Origin of the sequence: Chitinophaga silvisoli (assembly GCF_003412465.1) — a bacterium.
Classification (GTDB): domain Bacteria; phylum Bacteroidota; class Bacteroidia; order Chitinophagales; family Chitinophagaceae; genus Chitinophaga; species Chitinophaga silvisoli.
The window spans coordinates 39,359-60,871 of the sequence record NZ_QTJV01000003.1 but is presented as its reverse complement, the minus strand read 5'-3'; the positions used below and the strand labels follow the sequence as shown (position 1 = coordinate 60,871).

The window sequence follows — 21,513 nt, the reverse complement described above, 5'->3', positions numbered from 1 at the left end:
ATTTTTACAGCAAACGAAAGATCAAGGATGTACATGAGGGCTTCTTTATTGAAAATAGCTATATGCATTGGCTTCTTTTTCGCGACCATACCGGTTTTCGCACAGGATGCCAATGAATTATTTAACACTGCCACCGGCTTCATTCGCAGCGGAGATTATTCCAACGCCATATTGGTACTGAACCAGGCCATCACCATGGAGCCTGACAATACCCAATATAAAAAACAACTTGGCTTCGCTTACTGGCTGCAGGGCGATATGAGCAAAGCCAAGAGCACCATCGAGCCCCTGCTGAATAAAAAGGATGCCGATGCGCAACTCTACCAGATAGCCGGCAACATCTACCAGGCAAAACAGGAATGGAAAACAGCCCAGAAATTGTACGAAAAAGGCCTGAAACGCTTCCCTGAAAGCGGAGAGCTGTATAATGACAATGGCCAGCTGCTCATGTTCCTGAAAATATACGAAGGTGGTATGGCCAACTGGCTGAAGGGAATCGAGAAAGATCCCAGCTTCCCTGGCAACTACTACAACGCCTGCAGGGCTTACTCCTACGTGAAAGATCCTTCCTGGATCATCATCTACGGCGAAATCTTCGTGAACCTGGAAAGCTATACAGAACGTACTGCCGAAGTACGTACCATGCTGATAGATGCTTATAAAAAATTATATAACGATCCGACACTCATGACCCAGGCCCTCGCGGATCTGGAAAACGAGCGGAAAAGCAAAAAGACTTCAGCCTCTGAATTTGCAGATGCCTACAAAGCCTCTATGGGCAAACAGACATCTGTGGTAATGACAGGTATAGATCCTGAGAGCCTGGTAATGGTAAGGACACGCTTCCTGCTGGACTGGTTCAACTTCTCAGGTGTGAAGTTCCCCTACGCATTATTTGACTACCAGCGCAACCTGCTGAAAGAAGGTTTATTTGATGCTTACACACAATGGATCTTTGGTCCCGTAAGCAACCAATCTGCTTTCAAAGCCTGGACAAATATGCATAAAGCTGAATACGACGCGTTTTTACAATACCAGCGCACCCATCCCCTGAAGGTGAGACCCGATGAGTATTACAACGACAATCGCTTCTCTCTGGCCAGGTAAGACCCAAAAAGGATGGTAAAGATCTCGACCGGGGCCTGCAACGATGCAGGCCCCGGTTATGAAAAGCTAATTATTCAAATTCCACATATGCTTACCATCAAACACCAAAGCACCATCGAAAAAGCCGTAAAGGCAAATCACGAGCGGGCCTTTTATTCGCAATACCCTGAGCACCCCAAAGCTTATGGCGAACAAGCCCCCGAAGAAGGCCACAACAGGTTCAAAGCACAGCTCAACACCCCCTTTTCCCAACTCTTACAAAGCGGCGAATCCGGATGGGCCGGCGAGGAAGTATCTCCATACACCATGGAGCCACTCGGCATTACCTATCCACTCTTCACTGCGGACGATCTTGTAGAAAAAGCTGTTGCTGCCGCTCCCCAATGGCGTAATACAACTGTGGATATACGGGCCGATATTCTGGTAGAAACCCTGGAGCGTATCCAGTCGTATTTTTTCGACATTGCTTACGCGACCATGCACACCACCGGGCAGAGCTTTATGATGAGCTTTCAGGCATCCGGCCCACATGCCAATGACCGCGCACTTGAAGCTATTGCAATGGGCTATCATGAACTGAACCGCTATCCTGCCGAACAGTTGTGGGAGAAACCAATGGGAAAATTCGCCCTCCAACTCAAAAAGAATTTCAGGGCCATGCCCAAAGGTCCTGGCCTTGTAATCGGTTGCTCTACATTCCCGGTATGGAATTCGCTACCTGGTATCTATGCAGATCTTGTAACAGGCAACCCTGTGATCGTGAAACCTCATCCCAGGGCCATACTGCCTATCGCCATCGCGGTAAGCGCTATACAGCAGGTTTTGCAGGAGAAGGGCTTTAACCCTAACCTGTGCCAGCTGGCGGCCGATACATCTGCAACACCAATCACCAAAACCTTGTGTGAACATCCAGGTATCAAACTCATTGATTATACAGGAGGCAGCCAGTTTGGGAACTATGTAGAATCCCTGCCCGGCAAATCTGTATTTACAGAAAAAGCGGGTGTCAACTCCGTGATCCTGGATAGCGTAACAGATATAGATGCGGTGATGCAAAATCTGGCATTCTCTGTCTCCCTGTACTCAGGACAAATGTGCACCGCGCCGCAGAACTTCTTTATACCTGCAGGAGGCATACAAACTCCTAATGGCACGCTCTCTTTTGATGAAGTAGTAGAGAAATTCAAAAATGCGGTTACCGCCCTGGTTACTAATCCTAAAATGGGAGCCGGCACGCTGGGTGCCTTACAAAACGATACCACCCTGCAAAGGGCACACAATGCAGGTAAACTGGGTGCAAAGGTGATCCTGGAAGGACAACCGCTGGTGAACGAAGAGTTTACACATGCCCGGGGCTTTACGCCAGCCATTCTGCAGGTAGATAGTGCCGATAGGCACATCTTCGAACAGGAATTATTTGGCCCGGTTTTGTTGCTTGTAAAAACAAAGGATACAGACGAGTCTATTCAACTGGCCCGCCAAATGGCACAGCAGCACGGGGCTATCACCTGTGCAGCATACGCCATAAGCCCGGACACAAAAGAAAAGATCACGGAAGCAATGAATAGCGTGTTCACCCCGGTTTCTTTCAATTTTACCGGCTTTATCTGGGTGAATCAACACGCCGCCTTCTCCGATTTTCATGTGACCGGAGGCAACCCTGCCGGAAATGCAAGTTTTACTAACCCGGAATTTATTCTCAGACGATTCGTCTGGGTAGGCAACCGGGAAGTAACCGGCAGCTGAGATGCGAATAATGTAGTTTATGAAATATATAGTTCCTATCATTTTGCTTACGCTCATGGCAGCCTGCGAACAGGCACCAAAGGCAGATAAAGCAACGATCCAAGATGCCCAGTCCGTAAAAGAAGGAGAAGGGAGATCATACCATGTAGATACTACCGTGAGCGTGGTGCAATTTATCGGTACAAAACCTACAGGCAAACATACCGGCATTTTCAGACTGCTGGAAAGTAAATTGTATGTACAGGATACACTGGTCACAGGTGGTAGTATCAGGATCAATATGAGTACCCTGCAGGACATAGACCTCGCACCTACTGATTCCATGCTGCAACATAAGCTGGAAGCCGAGCTGAAAGGACCTATGTTCTTTGATATCGAAAAGTATCCGGTGGCTACTTTTGAGATTACAGGCGTAACAAACTTTAAACCTTCCGTAGGCAATGAAGTGCTGATGAAAGATGCGAACTATACCGTGCAGGGAAACCTGACAATGAAAGATTCAACTAAGAATATATCCTTCCCTGCTTATATCACAAGAGAGAAAGGCGTGATCAGGGCTGAGGCGAATTTCAATATCGACAGAACCCTCTGGGGCATGACCTACAGAGCCGATCAGTCCATGCAGGATAAGTTGATCAATTCACAGGTAAATATTCAGTTTAAACTCGTTGCAAAACAATAGAAAAAAGAGGTCGGAGAAAATTCAAACTTGATCCGGCCTCTTTTCATTTAGTTACTTTTCTGTTTTATAAAAACCGCCGGCTCGTCATCCAGTCTCATCTCCAGCCTGTTTATATCTCCATTATCATCCATGAGGAAGTGTATAACAGTCATATTTATTTCTATGAAATCAATTTCGCTGATCGCATCGAATATATCATATCCCCGATGTTTCAGATGCACCGTCTTAAACGGCAATTTTGCAAACAGTGAATCATGTTGCCGGGATACTTCAAAACTACCATATAGGTTATTTGTATAAGTGCCTGTCAGCTCTGCAAGTGGACGAAGCACGGTTGTGCCTTTTATTATAACCGTATCCTTTTTCTTTTGTTCCGCCGGAGGAACTGTATGCAGCTTCTTTTCTGCCTCTCCATACCAGTCTATCTTACTCAACTTCAGTGCCCTGTCTGCAAGTATATTATGTACAATATCAGGCACGAAAGATCCCCCCTGATTACACAGTACGACGATACCAATGCTATCGGTCGGAAACAAACAGGTAAGCGCAGTAAAACCGTCTATATTACCGCCATGCTCTGCCTGGTAGTGCCCTCTGTAAGAGCGCAGGAACCAGCCTAACCCATAGCCGTTAAAGTGCAGATCAGGATGTACTTTGTCTGGTTGGTTGTACCAGATAGCCATCTGTAAACCGGTAGCCTCCTGTACATAAGCCGCTGGCAATACTGTCTTCCCTTTGTATTTTCCACCATTGAGCCACATGCGCACCCAGTTGCCCATATCCAGCACATTGCTGTTAATACTGCCGGCAGGACCTATTACGTCAATATTGTGGTATTCCTGTTTTTTGATACTGCCATCCAGCGCTACCTTATATGGCAATGCCACATCCTGTTGCTTTACCATATCAATGACTGATAAGTTTGAATGTGACATTTCCAGCGGGTCAAAGAAATATTGGCGAATATTGTCTTCCCAGCTCTTCCCAGTCAGTTTCTCGGCCACCTTGCCCTGGGCCAGGTACATAAAGTTGTTGTACTCCCACTGTGAACGCAAGGGCGTGTGTGGTTTGAAATAGCGGATACGATACAGCAGGGTATCCCTGCTTTTGGGCGGGAAAAAGAACCAGGAGTTATCATAGCGCTGGATCCCTGTACGATGGGTCATCATATCGCGTAGGGTCACCTGCTCGTTCAGCTCATCGGTAGCAAAAACCAGTTCCGGCAGGAAATTACGCACAGGCTGTTCGAAGTCCAGCTTCCCCTGATCCCTGAGTATGCCCAGTAAACCAGCTGTAAACGCTTTTGTATTAGATCCTACAGCAAAGAGGGTATTAGGCGTTACAGGTACTTTGTGCTCGTAATCCCTAAAACCAAATCCTTTGGCATAGATGATCTTATCCTTTTCCACCACGGCAACAGCAAAACCGGCTACATGCCAGGTATTAAGGATCGCATTAAATTCTTTGTCTAATCCGGCAAACCGGGGATCTTCTATAGTGTGTGTCTGCGCATGTGCCTGAGAGAAAGACAAGGCTGCCATGCAAAACCAAAGGGTTAATTTATTCATGGTGTGGGAGTATTGCAGTAAGATACTAAAAGTATACTTACGTACAGGAGTTTTTCACAACGTGAAATGCTCAAGGCAATACTATACTGCGACTGCTTTCTCGTCGTAGATTACACTGGAAAACTCACATAGCTTTTCCAATAGGCCACAAAGCTCTACTCCATTTTCCGTAAGTGAGTAAATAACTTTAGGCGGCATGCCGGGAAACTGCTGACGCGTGATCAGTCCAGTCTTCTCCAGCGTCTTCAGCCGGTCTGACAGGATATGATCTGTAATGTATGTCAGCTCCTCCCTGATTCCTGAGAATCTATTATTGCCTGCTTCGATACAGAATAAAATATCTGTCGTCCAGCGACGGCTCATAGAAAACAACAACTCATTCAACGGACACTTGCTCTCCAGGAACGATTGATTCTGATAATTAGACGAATTAGTCTTTCTTTCTGCCATAGTGCTCTAAAATTCAAAGTTTACGATCGGGTTCGTCCTTTTAAAAAGTGACAGTATAGAAAAGATACTGCTATTATGGAAATTAGGCAAACTAAATTACTGTTAATTGATGAGTGGCAGCAACACAGCCAGCTCCCGGCAGCCTGAACCGGATTATTAGCAAAAGTACCGAAACCAAAAACAATTATTCCTACGTATGTTATCATACCGGCAATAGCAAATCTGTCGGCTGCACATGATCACTTTCCTAAAACTACTCTTCAGCGCTTTGTTAGTCTGGATGTGTTATGTAGTGATCACGACCAGCATGAAAAGCAGCCTGTTCAGAGAATGGAATTTCCTGGGAAGCATTCCCTGGATGCGGGCCACACTTTGGGACTTCTATACAAATGTACTAGTCATTTTTATATGGATCTGTTACAAGGAAAAAACAATTTTCAGCAAAGGAATCTGGCTCATATTACTAGTCACACTGGGTAGCATTGCCAGTTGCATATATATGCTGGTCCAGCTGTTCCGCCTCACGCCCAAAGAAGGTCTTAAAGAACTATTCGGAAAACAACATGGATAACCTTACAATTGTCTTACTACTCATCGTAGTATGCGGAATGATCATGGCCATGGTCTGGGGATGGGCGCACGCTATTCACAACGCCGGCGTAGTAGACATTTTCTGGTCTTACAACTTCCCGGTCATAGGCATCCTGTTATTACTCATGGCAGGTGGTAACCACATCCGTAAATACCTGATCTGTAGTATGGTCATCATAGCCGGTATCAGGCTGGGCACTCATCTGCTCTTCAGGGTCTCCGCACATCTGGATACGGAAGACGGCCGCTACCAGCAACTGAGAAAAGAGTGGGCACCTCATGCAGACAAAAAGTTCTTTTGGTTCTTCCAGTTCCAGGGACTTTCAAATGTACTGCTGTCCATACCATTTATCATCAGTGCACTCAATCACAAAACAGCATTAGGCATTCCAGAATATACCGGCATTGTACTTTGGGCCATCAGCGTGACAGGCGAAGCAATTGCAGACAGGCAATTACATTTATTCAAAAATAAAAACAAAGGCTTGGTATGCAACACCGGACTGTGGCGCTATTCCCGGCATCCCAATTACTTTTTCGAATGGATGATGTGGGTATCATACAGCGTATTCGCACTCGGCTCTCCCTATGGATACCTGGGTGTTATCAGTCCACTTATTATCCTTTACCTGCTCCTGAAAGTGACAGGTATACCAGCTACAGAAGAGCAATCATTGCGCTCCAAAGGAGAAGCCTATAAAGCCTATCAGCGCAGCACCAGCGCCTTCATTCCCTGGTTCCCTGCCAGACAATAAGATTCCGTTTTTACATATCGTGTTTATTACTTTTCAATCATATTTAACATGTGGTACGATACCCTCATTGAAAAAAATACCGTTCCTGATCTCCTGCTACGAAAAGGTATCAGGAAACTGCTAAAGCAAAGACTGGACGATGAGAACAAAGGAGACGCTGAAGCACAACAGGCGCACCTCATGTCACTGATCGATCAGCTGAAAGCCTCTCCTATTGCCGTAAATACAGCGGAAGCCAATACACAACATTACGAAGTACCTACTCTCTTTTATCAATATTGCTTAGGCAAACACCTGAAATATTCCTGCGGATACTGGCAGCCTGGCGTAAATGAACTGGACATAGCAGAAAGAGATATGCTGGAACTGACCTGCAAAAGAGCAGAGCTGGCAAACGGCATGGAAGTGCTGGAACTGGGTTGCGGTTGGGGCTCACTCTCACTCTACATGTCAGCAAAATTTCCGGGCAGCACATTCACCGTGGTATCCAACTCCCGCACTCAAAAAGAATACATCGACACCCAGGCCGCGGAACGCGGCATCACCAACCTGAAGGTGATCACTGCAGACATGAATATCTTTCATACAGATCAACAGTTCGACAGGGTGGTATCTGTAGAGATGTTTGAACATATGCGCAACTACGAGTTGCTGTTAAAAAAGGTCGCTTCCTTTTTAAAAGCAGAAGGGAAGCTGTTCATTCATATCTTTACACATAAAGAGTATACCTACCTTTTCGAAGTGAAGGACGAAACTGACTGGATGAGCCAGTATTTCTTTACTGGCGGCGTGATGCCGGGCGATGACCTGATGTTTTACTTTAACGATCATTTGTCCGTTTGTCAACACTGGCATGTGACCGGTACCCATTATGGTAAAACCGCAGAAGCATGGTTACGCAATATGGACAGTCATAAAGCGGAAATAATGCCGCTGTTCGAAGCTACCTACGGAAAGGACCAGGCACTGAAATGGTGGGTATACTGGCGCCTGTTTTATATGGCCTGCGCCGAACTATGGAATTATAACAAGGGGAATGAATGGATAGTCAGTCATTACCTGTTTCGCAAAAACACTGTATGATCCGTCTTATTTTAATGATTCTTTTGCTGCTGACTTCTTTACTCACAGTTATTAAAGCGCCTACTTACAACCTGTGGAAACTCGCTATTGGTGCCGCAGAATTTGCCTGGGTTTTTATCGCTATCACTATAGTGGTTTTATTGAGTGGCTACTTTGTACAACACTACAATACCCTGGGAACAATACTTGGCATCCTGGCCATTATACTATTTCTCTCGCCACTCTTCAAAGCCTATGATGTAGCCGGCCGCCTGCCCAAAGCCATGGACGAGGCACTGGGAGATCACTCAGACGCAACACCTTTGAGCCTGTCTGTCATCTTCTCCGGTTACAAAGAAGCACCTGTTGCATTCACAAGCCTGCCCTATTACGGCAATTTGCATATGGACTTCTACCCTGCCATTCATCCCGGCAATCATCCCTGTGTTGTAGTAGTGCATGGCGGATCGTGGAGCAGTGGCAATAGCCGGGATCTTCCGGAACTGAATATTTACCTGGCCAATCAGGGCTACCATGTAGCTGCTATCAATTACAGGCTGGCTCCGCAAAACATCTGCCCTGCACCGGTTGAAGATGTCTACCTGGCTATGGATTACCTGCGTGCGCATGCTGCTGAACTAAGAATTGATACAAACAATTTTGTGCTGATGGGACGTTCCGCCGGTGCACAGATTGCCCTGCTGGCAGCCTATCGCGAGCATGTACCCGGATTGAAAGGTGTAGTAGATTTCTATGGTCCTGCCGATATGGTATGGGGGTATTCACTGCCCGCAAGTCCGCTGGTAATGGACTCCCGCAAGGTAATGGAAAACTACCTGGGCGGTACTTACAGCGCTGTACCTGATAATTATGCTGCCAGTTCCCCCGTTGAATTCGTACACAAAAACACTGTACCTACCCTACTCATTCATGGTGAACAGGATGTACTCGTAGCATACGAACATAGCATCAGACTGGAAAAGAAACTACAGGAAAACGGTATTAAACATTTCTTTCTCTCACTGCCCTGGGCCACACACGGATTTGATTACAACCTGAAAGGGCCGGGCGGACAATTATCCACCTACTCGGTATTAAGATTTTTACACAATATATGTTACGAACAGCAATCATAGGCACCGGCATAGCCGGTATGGGATGCGGACATTTTCTCCATCCTACAGACGATATCACGTTTTATGAACAACTTGATTATGTAGGTGGTCATACAAACACAGTGACTGTAGACGAAGATGGAAAACCCGTATATATAGATACAGGATTTATGGTATTCAACTACCATACCTATCCCAACCTTTGTAAACTGTTCGAACAAATCAAAGCACCCGTGAAAAAGACAGACATGTCTTTCAGCGTGCAGCACATACCTTCTGGTCTTGAATACAGCGGTTCGGGCATCAATCACCTGTTTGCACAGCGCAAAAATATCTTCAGTCCCTCCTATATCAGGATGCTTATGCAGATTGCACGCTTCAATAAAGAAAGCGTCAGGATCCTGGACGATCCAAAATATGCTAACCATACCATCGGTCAGTACATCCGCGAAGGTGGTTATGGTGAAGACATGCTTTGGAAATACCTGGTACCCATGAGTTCCGCCGTATGGTCTACTCCTATGCAACAGATGCTGGACTTCCCGGCGGTCACCCTGATCCGCTTCTTCTACAACCACGGTTTCCTGGGCCTGCATACACAACACCAGTGGTACACGCTGGACAAAGGCAGCCAATCCTACAGAGAAATATTAATCGCCCCGTTCAGAGACCGCATTCACATCAACCGGAAAGCGGTGAAGATAACGCGTACGACTGATGGAAAAGTAATCGTACATGCAGCAGATGGCACAGCACAGGAATACGACAGGGTGATACTGGCCTGCCATGGCGATCAGGCACTGGCACTGCTGGACACACCTTCTGACATGGAGCAGCAATTACTCTCTGCATTCAAATATCAATACAACAAAGCAGTACTGCATACAGATGAAAAGACAATGCCTGCTAAGAAGCTTGCCTGGAGTAGCTGGAACTATCGTATAGAAGATAAACAGCCCAGCACTATTTACTGGATGAACAAGCTACAAGGTGTATCAAACAAGAAGAATTACTTTGTGTCTATCAATCCACATGCACAGCTGGATGCCGGCAAGATCATTAAAGAAATCGACTACGAGCACCCCCTGTTTGATCTGCCTGCCATTGAAGCCCAGTCTGCTTTGCCACAGCTGAATGCAAATGGCCCTGTTTACTTCTGCGGCAGTTACTTCAAATATGGTTTCCATGAAGATGCATTTACAAGCGCAGTCAATCTCTGTTCTCATTTGTTAAAGCGCCCTGTTATTTAATCCATACAGCACATTATTCCGTAGATATTTTCATGAGCGGGATCTTTATTCATTCATGTTTATACAGGGCACAGGTCATGCATCACAGGTTGTCGCCAAAGCGCCACCAGTTCAACTACCAGGTGTTCATGTTTTACATCGACCTGGATGAAATAGATTACCTGTCCAGGCACCTGCGCTTTATGAGCAGGAACCGCTTTAACTTATTTAATTTCCGGGACAAAGATCACCTGCAGATCAGTACAGGAAACGTCCGTGAACAGATCCTTGCATACCTGCAGCAGCAAGGCATTACAAAGCCTATCGGGCGCATTATGCTCCTGACTAATTTATGTACACTGGGTTATCAGTTCAATCCCGTTTCTTTCTATTATTGTTATGATACACAGGGAAACCCTGTCTGTTCAGTAGTAGAAGTATGTAATACATTCGGTGAACTGAAACCATATCTGTTAGACCATACAACACGCACCCGAAATGGGTTCCGGCTGTATACAGGAAAGTACTTCTACGTCTCTCCTTTCTCAGATATGGATACCCAATTCGATTTTGACTTAGGTATACCAGGAGAACAATTGAACATACGCATCGATGATTGTCATAAGAGTGGAGAAAGATTTTTAATCAGCACGCTAAAAGGGGAAAGAAAACCGCTGACAGATGGAATGCTCCTGTATTACTTTTTCAGCTTTCCGCTTATTACATTCAAGGTAATCTGGAGTATTCACTGGCAGGCACTTCGCCTATGGTTAAAGAAGTTACCCTATCACGCAAAATCAGCACACAAAGAATTACAAAGAGACTTATACAGACCTTATAAATCTTAATCCTATTCATTAACAAGGGAAACTATTAACAGGAGTTAATGGTAATGGCATTCCCATATTTATACTGATATGCAAACAGGCACCCTTCCATATGCAAAAAAGAGTAAAAGTATCTACCAGGATCTCGTACTGAAAGTAATGGCTGGTATGAACCAGGGATTACTACATCTTACATTGCAGGATGGAGAGAAAATCATAATCGGCAATGGTGATGCTCCGTTCAGTGCCAATATGCGGATCAACGATGCAGCATTTTATAGCCGGATTTTGCTTTATGGAGATGTGGGGTTTGGCGAAGCTTATGTAGATGGACTCTGGGATACAGACAATATCACCAACGTGATCAAATGGGCATTGCTGAATGTAGAAAACACACCGGGATTATCAGGTAGCCAGACGAAGAAATTTGCTTATAATCTCTTCAGCTGGTGCAATAGATGGTACCATAACAGAAGGGCAAACACACTGAACGGATCACGGAAAAACATCTCTGCGCATTATGACCTGAACAACGATTTCTTTGCCAGCTTCCTGGATCCGACCATGACCTATTCAAGTGCCTATTATTATAAAGACGGACTATCCCTGGAAGAAGCACAATTGGCGAAATATGAAAGATTGTGTCAGCAACTGCGTCTCACCAAAGATGATCATGTACTGGAAATAGGTAGTGGATGGGGTGGCAATGCCATCTATATGGCCAGGACCTATGGTTGTAAAGTTACTTCCCTGACTATTTCACAGGAGCAGTATAAGCTGGCACTGGAGCGCGTAGCCAATGAAAAGCTGCAGGATAAAGTCACTATTTTACTACAGGATTACAGGATGATGACAGGCAGCTTCGACAAGATCGTATCTATCGAAATGCTGGAAGCTGTAGGACATGATTACCTGCCGGTGTACTTTGCAAAGTGCCATGAGTTGTTGAAGAAGGATGGCATCTTAGCCATACAGGTGATCACCGCACCTGATTCGAGATATGATAGCCTGAGAAAAGGAGTAGACTGGATTCAGAAACATATCTTCCCCGGCTCGCTTTTGCCTTCTGTCGGGGCCATTAATAGTGCTGTGAATAAAAGCGGCGATCTGACAATGGTAGATCTGAAAGATTTAGGATTGGACTATGCCAGGACATTGAAGGCATGGTTCGATGCCTTCAATGACAATTTGCTGCCTGATATGGGCGCTGCATTTATTCGCAAATGGAATTACTACCTCTGCTATTGCGAGGCGGCATTTGCCATGAGAAATATCAATGTAATGCAACTGGTATATACCAGGCCCAATAATATGAGACGATAATTGATAACCTATAGATGGATGTGGAGAAGAAGGCAACCTGTAATGGGTTGCTTTTTTCATTTACACCGCGTCAGGAACGAAGTTAATCTCTGACTCGTCTGTAAATGCTACATACACCCGCTTCCATGGCTGGTCATCTATCAGCTGCCATTTATGGCCACTGCCAGTAGTATCCATCGCAATCAGGATATCTCCCGGTTGTAATGTAAAGGTTTCACCCGGGCCGGTTTCAAACAACAAGGTACCGGAAAGCGTAATTACATATTGTGTAGTAGGTGCCGGATGCCAGTCATAATAACTATGCGCCGGTGTTTCGTTGAACATAATTGATGCAGCAGGATTCACCTGCAGATTCGAGACTGTGCCTACCTGTACATAAGAATGGCCATCATTGCCTGTGTATAACTTATACGCCCTGATCATAATTATTTAAACATTTTTCTAAATGATTCCAGCAATCTCACCGGCAATGATTTTGCGCGGGAGAATGCCTTTTCCGAAGCCTTACGTTCCTGCAGTATTTCTGTATTGATCACAGGATCTACTTTTATATAGCGCGAAAGACGTTTCACCAATCTAACTCTTTTTCTCCTTACATGTATAAGCTGTATCAGCTCCTCATTGCCAATTTCACCCCTCATCTCCTTCCTTTGCAGGTCCGGCACAGGATTGTTGCCTGCTATAATACTGTTAATTTTTTGCATGTAGCCCCACCCTACCTGCTGCCTGCTATGCACCCGGTAGCGGATCAATGGCTCTTCTATATACCCAAGCATCTTTGCATTTGCAGCTACCAGCGCAATCCACGCATCGTGCCAGATCTTGTGCACCAGGCGGAATGGCAGGATCTGTCCAAGACTATCTTTTTTCAGTGCCAGCGTCGCCCCCGTTACTATACGACCATGCTTTAATAAGTAACGCAGCAGATCGTCCTTCGTCTGCACATGCGCCCTTACCTCCGCCGTGAATCCCACTACATCCCACAAGGTAGCAGGCAGCTTAGCACTGTTTTCATCCATAAAGACAGCATTGGTAAACACAACTTTGTCTTGCGGATGGGTATTAAAATAGGCCACCACCTTCTCTACTTTCCCGGGCAACCAGCAGTCATCATGATCACTCAGAAAGATAATCTCCCCTTTCGTCTCCGCCAGCGCACGCTCGAAATTTTTACGCGCCCCCCTGTTCTTTTCATTGCGGATGATGCGGAAAAGATCCGGGTATCGATTAGCATAATCATTCAAAATTCCGATAGTCTGATCAGTAGAAGCATCGTCGATCACTACGATTTCATTCACCCTAAGGGTCTGGTGAATGATGGTTTCCAGTTGCTCCGGAAGGTATTTTTCACTGTTGTAGGTGCAGAGTCCGACGGATATCATCACTGTTCTTGTATTTGCCTGCAATATATAAAAAAAGGGGCCGCTGTTCCAGCGGCCCCTGCATTCTTTATGCTACTTCTGCATCGGATATTTTATCCTGCAATTCTTTTACGGTCATATTGTAAAGCACACTATGCCTGTTGTTCACCCTCTGTACCAGGTGCACATGCGCAATGAACTGTTGTACCACAGAGATCTTATCACTAGGCGTTACTACCAGCAGCTGCAGATGCAACTGCTTACACAGCTCCATCAGGTAAGTGGCCTTTTCCTCATCCTGGTTACTGAAGCTCTCATCCACTGCAATGAAGCGGAGACTGCGGGTATTCTTACCTTCTCTCGTGATGCCAAACTGGTACGCGATGGCACTACAGAGGATGGTGTATGTGAGCTGTGCTTTCTCACCACCTGACAATTGTCCCATCTGGCGGTAGATCTTCTTCGATTCATTGGTAGTACGATACCTTTCATCTGCCCAGAATTCAAACCAGTTACGTGCATCCATTACCCTGCTTCTGTAAGTTTCGCTTTCATCCAGTGCGGCAATCAGCGGCATCACTCTTTCCCTGAAGTGCGTAGCCTTCTCCTCGAAGGTGCTCTGCTGCCAGTTAGCCGCCTGTGGTAAGGCATCGAGTAAGCGGCTTTTGAACTCTCTTACTTCTGTACCTGTTGGCACAGGCCGTTTCACCAGCTGGATATAGGTATCCGGCAGGCGGTTGAAGTTGATGCCACTCAGAGACTGGTTCAGCTTCTGGATCGTATTGGAGATATCACGCTCCCACTTCTCCATCTCTTCATTCAGACCACCAATCTTGTAAGTGATAGTCACATTGATATAGCTTTCAAAGTCCTTCTTGAAACGGGGCAGGTTATCATTGCTCAGTTTATCCAGCCATTCGATGTATTCGCCCGCATTTTTCGCTTCTTCTGACATCGCATGTACATCTGCACTCCAGTCGGGGAAACGCGCTAATAACTCCGGAGAAGGGTTTTTAAGACGATTGATACTGCGGTTCAGCAATACCTCTTCCTTATGACTGGCTTCTTCCGCCTGTTTCAGTTGCTGTTCCTTGGTTTCTCTCAGCGATTTGTAGATGCTGCCGATATTGTCCAGGGTCACTTCACTCAGCTGCTGGCTGTGCTGCTGCTGGAATTCCAGCAATGCATCCTTATCAGCATCGGTAATGTGCTGCAACAGGTGCTGCAGGTTCTCCTGCTCTGTCTCCATATCGGAGATGCTGCGTTGCGCCAGCGCTTCGTTCCTGATCAGGGTCGCCTGGGCCTCCTGCACATGCTGCTTTGAACGTTCTATGTCCTGCAGCTGTTCTGTCATAGCATCCAGCTCATTGTTTTCATCACGCATAGAAGCGATCTGCTCTTCTGCCTTGTGAATGTTCTTCTGGATTTTAGGAATATTCAGTTCTTCAAAACCCTTGTGTTCCTTTAAGCGGCCGGCAGCATAGAATTGCTTTTGCAGGCGGGCAGAACGGGTCTTGCAGGTTTGTAATATTTCAGTGCTGGATGTAATGGCTTCATTCAGCTTATTACGTTTAGCGATCAGGGCTTCCTTCTTGCGGTCATTGTTCCAACCCATTACATAGCGGCTCTCATCGTTCCTGCCGGAGCGGTCATCCTTTTCGTGGCGATCCCTGTTCTTGATCAGGCCTTCGATCGTGATGGCCATATCATAACGCTGCAGGGCCTTTTCGTTTTCTACACAGGTGTAGTTGAAGTGCTGGATGATTTGTTGCTCTACCCACTCGGTGAGTTTGTGATCAGGATGGAAATCCAGTTTTTCGTAGACTGTATTTTCATCCGGGTACAATGTCAATGCTGATTCCTTGATCTGGTAGTAGACCAGGCGGGTACGCATGTTATTGTTGTTCACATAACTGGTTACCTTCTTGTAATGCTTATCCGGTACCAGCAGGCGCAATGAGAATGAATGTAACAGTTTCTCTATCGCAGGCTGCCAGTGCTGTTCTTCAGGTTTCACCTGGATCAGCTCACCGGCAAAGAGAATCTCTCCTTCATCTATCCGCAGTGTATTGCACATGTCTTTGCGCAACTGCATCAGGTGAGATGGAATGTTGTTCTTAGACTGGTGCAGGAGTTCTATTTCCTTTTCCAGGCTGTCTCTTTCGCTATCTGCTTTTTCTTTTACGCGCTTGGCGCTATATTCATCTTCTTCGTTGAGACGCTGTTCTGTTTCCAGTTTCAGTGCCGCACGGCCAGCTTCTTTCAGGAGACGTGTATAGGTAGCTTCATCATTGATCTCGTTATCTTTGATGTGCAGGGTCTCGCACCAGGTCATGAATTCCTGGAGATTGGCTTCGGCTGCTACTTTCTTCTGGCGCAGTTCATCGATGGTCTTTTCCAGCTGTGCCATGCGTTGGCCAGCTTTGTTCTGCTCCATCATATTGCGTGTAGTACGCTCCTGCTCCAGCAGCTCATTCATCTGTCGCTTGGATTCTTCAATATTGCGGAGCAGGGCAACCACTTCTTCACGTTTCTCCTGCAAGGCCTGGCCCAGCAACTGGCTGCGTGTGTAACTGTTCCAGATGGTCGCCGTGTTCAGGTCCTGCTTGTAGCCGGAAATCTTTGCAGCGTAACTGGCGAAATTCGCATGGTGCTCCTTGATAGGCTCCAGCATGCGGATCTGCTCTTCTGCCTTTTCAATATTACGCTGTGCATCGAGTAAGGTGGTCAGGTGCTTTTTCAGTTCCTGGAACTGCTCTTCCATATTACGTGGCTCCAGCATGTTGGTACGGATAAAGTCATCCAGGTTCCCCAACACCTTGATACCTACAGTCTGGTTAAAGAGCTGCAATGCCTGGATACTCTGCATACCCAGGGCATCTACCAGTCGCTGTGCATATTTGCTGGCGGCATCAAACCATTCTACCTGTTTGCGCGCACCCTTGTTGTAAAGCTGATCGATCCGTTTCTTCCACTGACCGCCCAGGTCAAATGGACGAAAATCTTCTGAGATGTGCATAGCCCTGTGCGCCACTCCGAAGATCTTACGCATATCGCCATTCACGAAGTAGCGCACCTGGAAAATAGTCACAAACTGTTCTGCCTCATTGGCAAAATTTGCCAGCAGAATGCTGTAAGCCTCTTCTTTGTTCTCTCGCAGGTACAGGGTTTTGGTTACGCCTGTAGCTTCGTTGTTGATCATACCATAGCCGCCCATTACATAGGAGTCTTCGGTACGGTCACCCTTCTTTTCACTACCACTACTCTGGTTGTAAAAACGATATTTCTTTTCCGGCACCATCAGTGTGAGCAGGGCATCAATGAAGGTGGTCTTGCCGCTACCATTGGCACCGGTGAGCAGACTGGTTTCCCCTTCCGGCCTGATGGTATGAATGTGTTCATCAAAGGTTCCCCAGTTGAACACTTCCATATATTGCAGGCGGAAGCCGGTCTTCTGACTATCTGTACTGAATACGTTTAGTTGCATTGGATTGTTGGTTTTTCTTACTCAGCCTCCACAGGTGTTTCCTGGTGTGCGAGCAGTTGTTGCTGGAATTGTTCCAGCGCTTCGCTGTCTACTTTAGCTTTGATGATCTTTCTGATGCGGAACTTCTGCTCATCGATCAGATCGTGGTTTTCTATTTTTTGCAGGAAACCGTTTTCTTCCACTTTATCGATCAGCCTGTCTATATCCTTAAGGAAACGGATGCGGCTTGCCCCTTCCTTGAAAAAGAGTTCTGCATATTCCTTGATCTCTCTTCTCTTTTTGATCAACTCACGGGAAGAGGAGTCACTGATTTCAAATTCGGCCATCATCTCGCGCAGCAATACCAGCATAATGCTCTCTTCATAGCTGAAAGAGCGGCGCTGTACCCAGCTCACATAGGCTTCTTCGTCTTCAGACATGGCATGCTTTACAAATGCGTAGCCATCCTGCTCATCCAGTACCAGGGTGAGGCCCAGTTGCTGCAGAAAGATGATCAGTTCCACCTTGTATTGCAACAGTTTCTCCCAGGCACTTTTTTCTACATATTCTACGGGTCCTTTGAGCAACTTGACTACTAAGGAAGCGTAGGGTAATATTTTGACAGGTGTACTCATACTGGTTTATTTTCCGAATAAAAGATAAGGTACTTCCAAAAAGCGGGTCTGCTCCGCATTGAGAGGTATCAGTTCTGTAGTGTTTTGCACGGTGTATGCCTTGCCTCCTTTCTCCCTTACAAAGTCGTAATAGCTGATGATCTCAGCGAGACCATATTCCAGCGGGGAGGCTTCCAGCACTTCCTTGAGTGTTGCAGTCTGCTTGTCTTTCAGCACGCTTTCCACTTTCGTCCACAAATATTTTTTGTTGATGTGAGAGGTGTTGAGCAGGCGGCTGAAGCGTGTCATGTCCTCAATCTTCTCTGTAGCAGTAGCAGGCTGCTTTACTTCTGCAAGTGTTTTCTTCTGGTCCAATGTAAGCCTGCGTTCCAGGATCATCCTGATTTCAGCACTGTCATCGATGCTGATACCGGCATCCACATCCTCTTCTTCTTCCTTGAGGCCAAACACCAGTTCCTTGATGCTGTTGATCTGCTTGCGCAGGCGGCGGTGCCGGGCAATTTCTTTTTCTGAGATAATGCGGCTGAGTTTTTCTGCCATCTTATCGTTGGCATCGTATACGTTCTTTCCCTGTTCCAGCAGCAGTGATTTGATGTTGGTCAGGAAAGATTCATCGGCCTGAATGCCTCTTTCACCTACCAGGTGCATGAGCTGTTCGGTGAGTTCGCGCCATTCTTCCTGTCCTGCACGGGAGATGAGGAAATCCCAGAAGGCGTAGAAGCTCTTGCCCTGGTTACTGTTGCGCAGGGAATCGTAGGCCTCGAATGCGAAACCGATGATGGCACCTTTGCTTTGTTCAGCGCGTGTATGCTGCTCTACGATTGTGCGGTGGATCTGTTTGAAATTATCTTCCACCTCACGGAAATCGCTGATCAGTTCGTAGCAAAGCCGGGTAAAGAGTTCCAGGCGCTCCTGTACCTGGGCATTATTGTACCTGTCCGGTGTGATACCCAGTTCAAGTGCCTTGATTTCCTTATCAATTTCGGCCCGCTTGTTCTTGAGAATTTCCAGTTTCTTACCCCTGTCATCTTCCGTGTTTTCCACGATATCGCGGAGGGAGTTGAAGAGGAGTTTGAAGCGGCTTTCAGTACCTACGTGCTGTCGCAACTGCAGGGTCTGCATCCACTGGAATACTTTTTCAGTATAAGCGCTCAGCTGATAGCGGGTATTCCCCTCGGCATCCGGCAGGTCCTGCAGGATGCGTTTCTGTACCCAGTTGAGTATATATTTTCGGCTACGTGTTTCTTCATCTTCACCAAAGTTGATCCTTGCTTCTTCCAGGTCTTCCACACCATCTTCCTGTAGGCTGAGCGTTTCGGCCAGCATTTGTACCAGCTGGGACTCAGGGATAGAGAAACGGTTCTCTTCCTTGAACACACTGTACAGGAATGGAAGTATCCAATGGGTGTTGCGCAGGCGCAGCATCTGGATAGCAGGTGAAGAGGAAATGAGCCAGAATAAATCGTCTTTGTTCATAGAGGGTGCAAATTGTAGAAAAAAATGGAGTGAACAAAGAAGGAGTTACCCCCATTAGCTGTTGAAAAATAGTGTCGCCTTGTAATCCTCTGTACGGGCGATCCATTCCTGCGGAATCTGTTCAGTACCAGCGGATAAGGCGACTATGCTTCCCACGATGGCACAGGTGGTATCCCGGTCGCCCAGACCATTTACGGTAGTCCAGATAGCAGCCTCAAAATCATGCAGATGGTGGGCAGCACACCAGAGGGCAAAAGGAACCGTATCCTGGGCGAGCATTTTCACGCCGCTCCCAAGTACAGAAACGATGGTCCGGATATCGTAATTGGCTGCTAAAGTGGCTGCTTTTTGAATTTTGGACCGGGTATCGCTATCCGGTGTGTGCTGAATGATGAAAGCGAAAAAATCAGCCGCGGAGATGTCAGGCTGCCGGATCACAATACCCGCAGCCAGGGCCACGGCAATTGCACCGGCAATGGCTTCTTCATTGTAGTGGGTCACTGCTGCTGAGAGGCGGGCCTGCTGTTTGAGGACTTCCACATCATCGTGGAAGTAGGCACCCAGGGGAGCTACCCGCATGGCTGCACCATTGCCCATAGAGCCCATGCCGTCAAAGACATTGCTGCTCACAGTTTTCCAGTCTTCGCCCTCCCCTATTGCACGCAAAATAGCGTGAGCAGTACCACCGTAACCACGGTAATCATCCAGCTGGTAGTTACGGGCAAATTCCGCTGCAAGTTTTACCTGGTCAATCTTTCCGTCCTGTTCCAGCATTTTGTAAATGCCAATAGCCATGACCGTATCGTCAGTAATGTTCCAGGGGCCAGGTTTTAATTCCTTGTAAATAAGTCTTTTGGTGATGAGGTCTTCATTGCCGAAGAAGGTTTCTCCAAAGGCATCTCCTATTGATAGACCAAAAAGAGAGAGGCTGGCGAGGCGTAGTTTTTCGTCTATGGTCATAGGGTATAAAGATACTAATATATGCCTTCTGCACATATTAGTATCTTTTACTGTTATTGCTTTTCCACGGCCTTCAATCTGGCCTCCATCGCATCCATTTGCTTTTGCTGCCGGATGATATACAGCGTGAGCTCTTCCACCTTCTGTAATAATGCTTTATTCATTGCCCCCAGATCCTGCCCTTCTTTTTCAACCTGCGCAGCAGACGGGATCTCCGGCAGGTGTTTATTGGCTTTGATAAAATTTTCTACTTCTGCAAGGGTAGGCAGCTGGTAATGCTCATCAAATACAAAATCAGCCCATCCGTTAGCTGTTACCTGTATTTTCTTAGCTGTAATTGTACCATTTACAGCCAGCAAAGACTGAGGTGCCTTTGTTCCAATCCCCAGGTTGCCACCAATTATATAGCTATTGCCATATGTGTTCAGGTATACCTGTCTTGTCCCCTGATGACTTAAGGCAAAGCCATGTTCCCCGGCATTGTTGTTGGTATACCATTCAAGTGTGCCATCTACAGGGGAATACAGTTTTTTATCGGAAGAAGTTCCGTCAAATCCAATACCTCCCCCCTTAATGGTCAAAACCTGATCAGGGCTGGCAGTACCAATCCCTACTTTGCCTCCGTTAGGGTTCAACAGCAAACTACCATCCATTGCAGATGAAGAAAATGCCTGGATCAGCCCACTGTTATTCTGACCAATAGTCATGGCCATACCACCTGTAAACCGGGTGTTGTGGAATTCCAGGTGACTACCATACTGGAAGATATTATTGCCTTCTATGGCAGCATTCAGGTATAGTCGTTTGGTAAGGGAAGCCCCACCATTTACCTGGAGGGCCGTGCTGCCGTCATCTGTAGCGTTAGCAATGAGGGTACGACTATTGGTGGTAATAGTAGCACCATTCAATGCGAGGGGCAGGAATGCAGTAGTCGTTCGGTTGTACGTTTGTAAAAATCCGGTACCACTCAGATATCCCAGTTCCAGACCGGGGCCGGTAAGTGTAAATGGTATGTTAGCTCCTGTAATACGGATTAGATAGTTAGTAGTATCTCCTGCGGAGGTAACATTCTGAAGGGCTTGGCCCTGGGCAAGGTTTACAAAAACTAAGCAGGTCATCACTGCCAGATAGATTTTTTTCATGGTATAGATCTATTATTT

General features: G+C 46.5%; 19 protein-coding genes. 10 read left to right on the top strand and 9 right to left on the bottom strand.

Annotated features, from left to right (window positions below; all coding sequences use genetic code 11):
- Positions 1-33 precede the first annotated feature (33 nt).
- Genes DXN04_RS11240 through DXN04_RS11230 form a run of 3 tightly spaced genes read left to right on the top strand, consistent with a single transcriptional unit; the run spans position 34 to position 3,535 of the window.
- Positions 34-1,107, top strand: coding sequence for a tetratricopeptide repeat protein (locus tag DXN04_RS11240; RefSeq protein WP_158568967.1), 1,074 nt, complete (start codon positions 34-36; stop codon positions 1,105-1,107).
- Positions 1,108-1,119: 12 nt separating this feature from the next.
- A complete protein-coding gene (paaN, locus tag DXN04_RS11235; RefSeq protein WP_233525565.1) occupies positions 1,120-2,853 on the top strand; it encodes a phenylacetic acid degradation protein PaaN in 1,734 nt (577 codons plus the stop codon).
- A 19-nt stretch (positions 2,854-2,872) separates the two neighbouring features.
- Positions 2,873-3,535 carry a YceI family protein gene (locus DXN04_RS11230; RefSeq protein ID WP_116853457.1) on the top strand — a complete coding sequence of 221 codons (663 nt, stop codon included), beginning with the start codon at positions 2,873-2,875 and terminating at the stop codon, positions 3,533-3,535.
- 47 nt (positions 3,536-3,582) lie between these two features.
- On the opposite strand, the gene DXN04_RS11225 is transcribed toward DXN04_RS11230, so the two are convergent.
- Positions 3,583-5,103, bottom strand: a complete 1,521-nt coding sequence (locus DXN04_RS11225; RefSeq protein ID WP_116853456.1) for a serine hydrolase — start codon at positions 5,101-5,103, stop codon at positions 3,583-3,585.
- An 81-nt stretch (positions 5,104-5,184) separates the two neighbouring features.
- On the bottom strand, positions 5,185-5,553 hold the full coding sequence (locus tag DXN04_RS11220) for a winged helix-turn-helix transcriptional regulator (protein ID WP_072365711.1): 369 nt from the start codon (positions 5,551-5,553) through the stop codon (positions 5,185-5,187).
- A 235-nt stretch (positions 5,554-5,788) separates the two neighbouring features.
- On the opposite strand from DXN04_RS11220, the gene DXN04_RS11215 reads away from it, so the two are divergent.
- From DXN04_RS11215 to DXN04_RS11185, 7 genes are all read left to right on the top strand, one after another.
- Complete coding sequence (locus tag DXN04_RS11215; protein ID WP_116853455.1) at positions 5,789-6,124, top strand: DUF1475 family protein; 336 nt, start codon at positions 5,789-5,791, stop codon at positions 6,122-6,124.
- Entirely contained in the window at positions 6,117-6,899 is a 783-nt protein-coding gene (locus DXN04_RS11210) for a DUF1295 domain-containing protein (protein ID WP_116853454.1), read from the top strand. The genes DXN04_RS11215 and DXN04_RS11210 overlap by 8 nt, the downstream gene beginning before the upstream one ends.
- Positions 6,900-6,947: 48 nt before the next feature.
- Positions 6,948-7,982, top strand: a complete 1,035-nt coding sequence (locus DXN04_RS11205) for an SAM-dependent methyltransferase (RefSeq protein WP_116853453.1) — start codon at positions 6,948-6,950, stop codon at positions 7,980-7,982.
- Positions 7,979-9,097 carry an alpha/beta hydrolase gene (locus DXN04_RS11200; protein ID WP_116853452.1) on the top strand — a complete coding sequence of 373 codons (1,119 nt, stop codon included), beginning with the start codon at positions 7,979-7,981 and terminating at the stop codon, positions 9,095-9,097. The genes DXN04_RS11205 and DXN04_RS11200 overlap by 4 nt, the downstream gene beginning before the upstream one ends.
- A complete protein-coding gene (locus tag DXN04_RS11195; protein ID WP_116853451.1) occupies positions 9,076-10,326 on the top strand; it encodes an NAD(P)/FAD-dependent oxidoreductase in 1,251 nt (416 codons plus the stop codon). Before DXN04_RS11200 ends, DXN04_RS11195 begins: the two co-directional genes overlap by 22 nt.
- A 32-nt stretch (positions 10,327-10,358) precedes the next feature.
- Positions 10,359-11,153 carry a DUF1365 domain-containing protein gene (locus tag DXN04_RS11190; protein ID WP_199415025.1) on the top strand — a complete coding sequence of 265 codons (795 nt, stop codon included), beginning with the start codon at positions 10,359-10,361 and terminating at the stop codon, positions 11,151-11,153.
- Between the two features lie 69 nt (positions 11,154-11,222).
- On the top strand, positions 11,223-12,455 hold the full coding sequence (locus DXN04_RS11185) for an SAM-dependent methyltransferase (protein ID WP_199415024.1): 1,233 nt from the start codon (positions 11,223-11,225) through the stop codon (positions 12,453-12,455).
- 60 nt (positions 12,456-12,515) lie between these two features.
- Here the strand turns inward: DXN04_RS11185 and DXN04_RS11180 are convergent, their stop codons facing one another.
- The 7 genes from DXN04_RS11180 to DXN04_RS11150 form a co-directional block, all read right to left on the bottom strand.
- Positions 12,516-12,878: a cupin domain-containing protein gene (locus DXN04_RS11180; RefSeq protein WP_116853450.1), complete on the bottom strand. Its 363-nt coding sequence runs from the start codon at positions 12,876-12,878 to the stop codon at positions 12,516-12,518.
- A 2-nt stretch (positions 12,879-12,880) separates the two neighbouring features.
- Complete coding sequence (locus tag DXN04_RS11175) at positions 12,881-13,837, bottom strand: glycosyltransferase (protein WP_116853449.1); 957 nt, start codon at positions 13,835-13,837, stop codon at positions 12,881-12,883.
- Positions 13,838-13,904: 67 nt separating this feature from the next.
- On the bottom strand, positions 13,905-17,303 hold the full coding sequence (locus DXN04_RS11170; protein WP_116853448.1) for an ATP-binding protein: 3,399 nt from the start codon (positions 17,301-17,303) through the stop codon (positions 13,905-13,907).
- Between the two features lie 17 nt (positions 17,304-17,320).
- The gene (locus DXN04_RS11165; RefSeq protein WP_116853447.1) at positions 17,321-17,917 is read right to left on the bottom strand and encodes a DUF4194 domain-containing protein; all 597 of its coding nucleotides are present in this window, start codon (positions 17,915-17,917) and stop codon (positions 17,321-17,323) included.
- Between the two features lie 6 nt (positions 17,918-17,923).
- On the bottom strand, positions 17,924-19,393 hold the full coding sequence (locus DXN04_RS11160; protein ID WP_116853446.1) for a DUF3375 domain-containing protein: 1,470 nt from the start codon (positions 19,391-19,393) through the stop codon (positions 17,924-17,926).
- Between the two features lie 54 nt (positions 19,394-19,447).
- Positions 19,448-20,353: an ADP-ribosylglycohydrolase family protein gene (locus DXN04_RS11155; protein ID WP_116853445.1), complete on the bottom strand. Its 906-nt coding sequence runs from the start codon at positions 20,351-20,353 to the stop codon at positions 19,448-19,450.
- Positions 20,354-20,406: 53 nt separating this feature from the next.
- A complete protein-coding gene (locus tag DXN04_RS11150; protein ID WP_116853444.1) occupies positions 20,407-21,495 on the bottom strand; it encodes a hypothetical protein in 1,089 nt (362 codons plus the stop codon).
- Between the last annotated feature and the right edge of the window lie 18 nt (positions 21,496-21,513).

Excerpts from the sequence above, each read along its gene's own strand:
- DXN04_RS11240 (WP_158568967.1), top strand. The coding sequence starts at position 34 with ATGAGGGCTTCTTTATTGAAAATAGCTATATGCATTGGCTTCTTTTTC.
- paaN (WP_233525565.1), top strand. The coding sequence starts at position 1,120 with ATGGTAAAGATCTCGACCGGGGCCTGCAACGATGCAGGCCCCGGTTAT.
- DXN04_RS11230 (WP_116853457.1), top strand. The coding sequence starts at position 2,873 with ATGAAATATATAGTTCCTATCATTTTGCTTACGCTCATGGCAGCCTGC.
- DXN04_RS11225 (WP_116853456.1), bottom strand. The coding sequence starts at position 5,103 with ATGAATAAATTAACCCTTTGGTTTTGCATGGCAGCCTTGTCTTTCTCT.
- DXN04_RS11220 (WP_072365711.1), bottom strand. The coding sequence starts at position 5,553 with ATGGCAGAAAGAAAGACTAATTCGTCTAATTATCAGAATCAATCGTTC.
- DXN04_RS11215 (WP_116853455.1), top strand. The coding sequence starts at position 5,789 with ATGATCACTTTCCTAAAACTACTCTTCAGCGCTTTGTTAGTCTGGATG.
- DXN04_RS11210 (WP_116853454.1), top strand. The coding sequence starts at position 6,117 with ATGGATAACCTTACAATTGTCTTACTACTCATCGTAGTATGCGGAATG.
- DXN04_RS11205 (WP_116853453.1), top strand. The coding sequence starts at position 6,948 with ATGTGGTACGATACCCTCATTGAAAAAAATACCGTTCCTGATCTCCTG.
- DXN04_RS11200 (WP_116853452.1), top strand. The coding sequence starts at position 7,979 with ATGATCCGTCTTATTTTAATGATTCTTTTGCTGCTGACTTCTTTACTC.
- DXN04_RS11195 (WP_116853451.1), top strand. The coding sequence starts at position 9,076 with ATGTTACGAACAGCAATCATAGGCACCGGCATAGCCGGTATGGGATGC.
- DXN04_RS11190 (WP_199415025.1), top strand. The coding sequence starts at position 10,359 with ATGAGCGGGATCTTTATTCATTCATGTTTATACAGGGCACAGGTCATG.
- DXN04_RS11185 (WP_199415024.1), top strand. The coding sequence starts at position 11,223 with ATGCAAACAGGCACCCTTCCATATGCAAAAAAGAGTAAAAGTATCTAC.
- DXN04_RS11180 (WP_116853450.1), bottom strand. The coding sequence starts at position 12,878 with ATGATCAGGGCGTATAAGTTATACACAGGCAATGATGGCCATTCTTAT.
- DXN04_RS11175 (WP_116853449.1), bottom strand. The coding sequence starts at position 13,837 with ATGATATCCGTCGGACTCTGCACCTACAACAGTGAAAAATACCTTCCG.
- DXN04_RS11170 (WP_116853448.1), bottom strand. The coding sequence starts at position 17,303 with ATGCAACTAAACGTATTCAGTACAGATAGTCAGAAGACCGGCTTCCGC.
- DXN04_RS11165 (WP_116853447.1), bottom strand. The coding sequence starts at position 17,917 with ATGAGTACACCTGTCAAAATATTACCCTACGCTTCCTTAGTAGTCAAG.
- DXN04_RS11160 (WP_116853446.1), bottom strand. The coding sequence starts at position 19,393 with ATGAACAAAGACGATTTATTCTGGCTCATTTCCTCTTCACCTGCTATC.
- DXN04_RS11155 (WP_116853445.1), bottom strand. The coding sequence starts at position 20,353 with ATGACCATAGACGAAAAACTACGCCTCGCCAGCCTCTCTCTTTTTGGT.
- DXN04_RS11150 (WP_116853444.1), bottom strand. The coding sequence starts at position 21,495 with ATGAAAAAAATCTATCTGGCAGTGATGACCTGCTTAGTTTTTGTAAAC.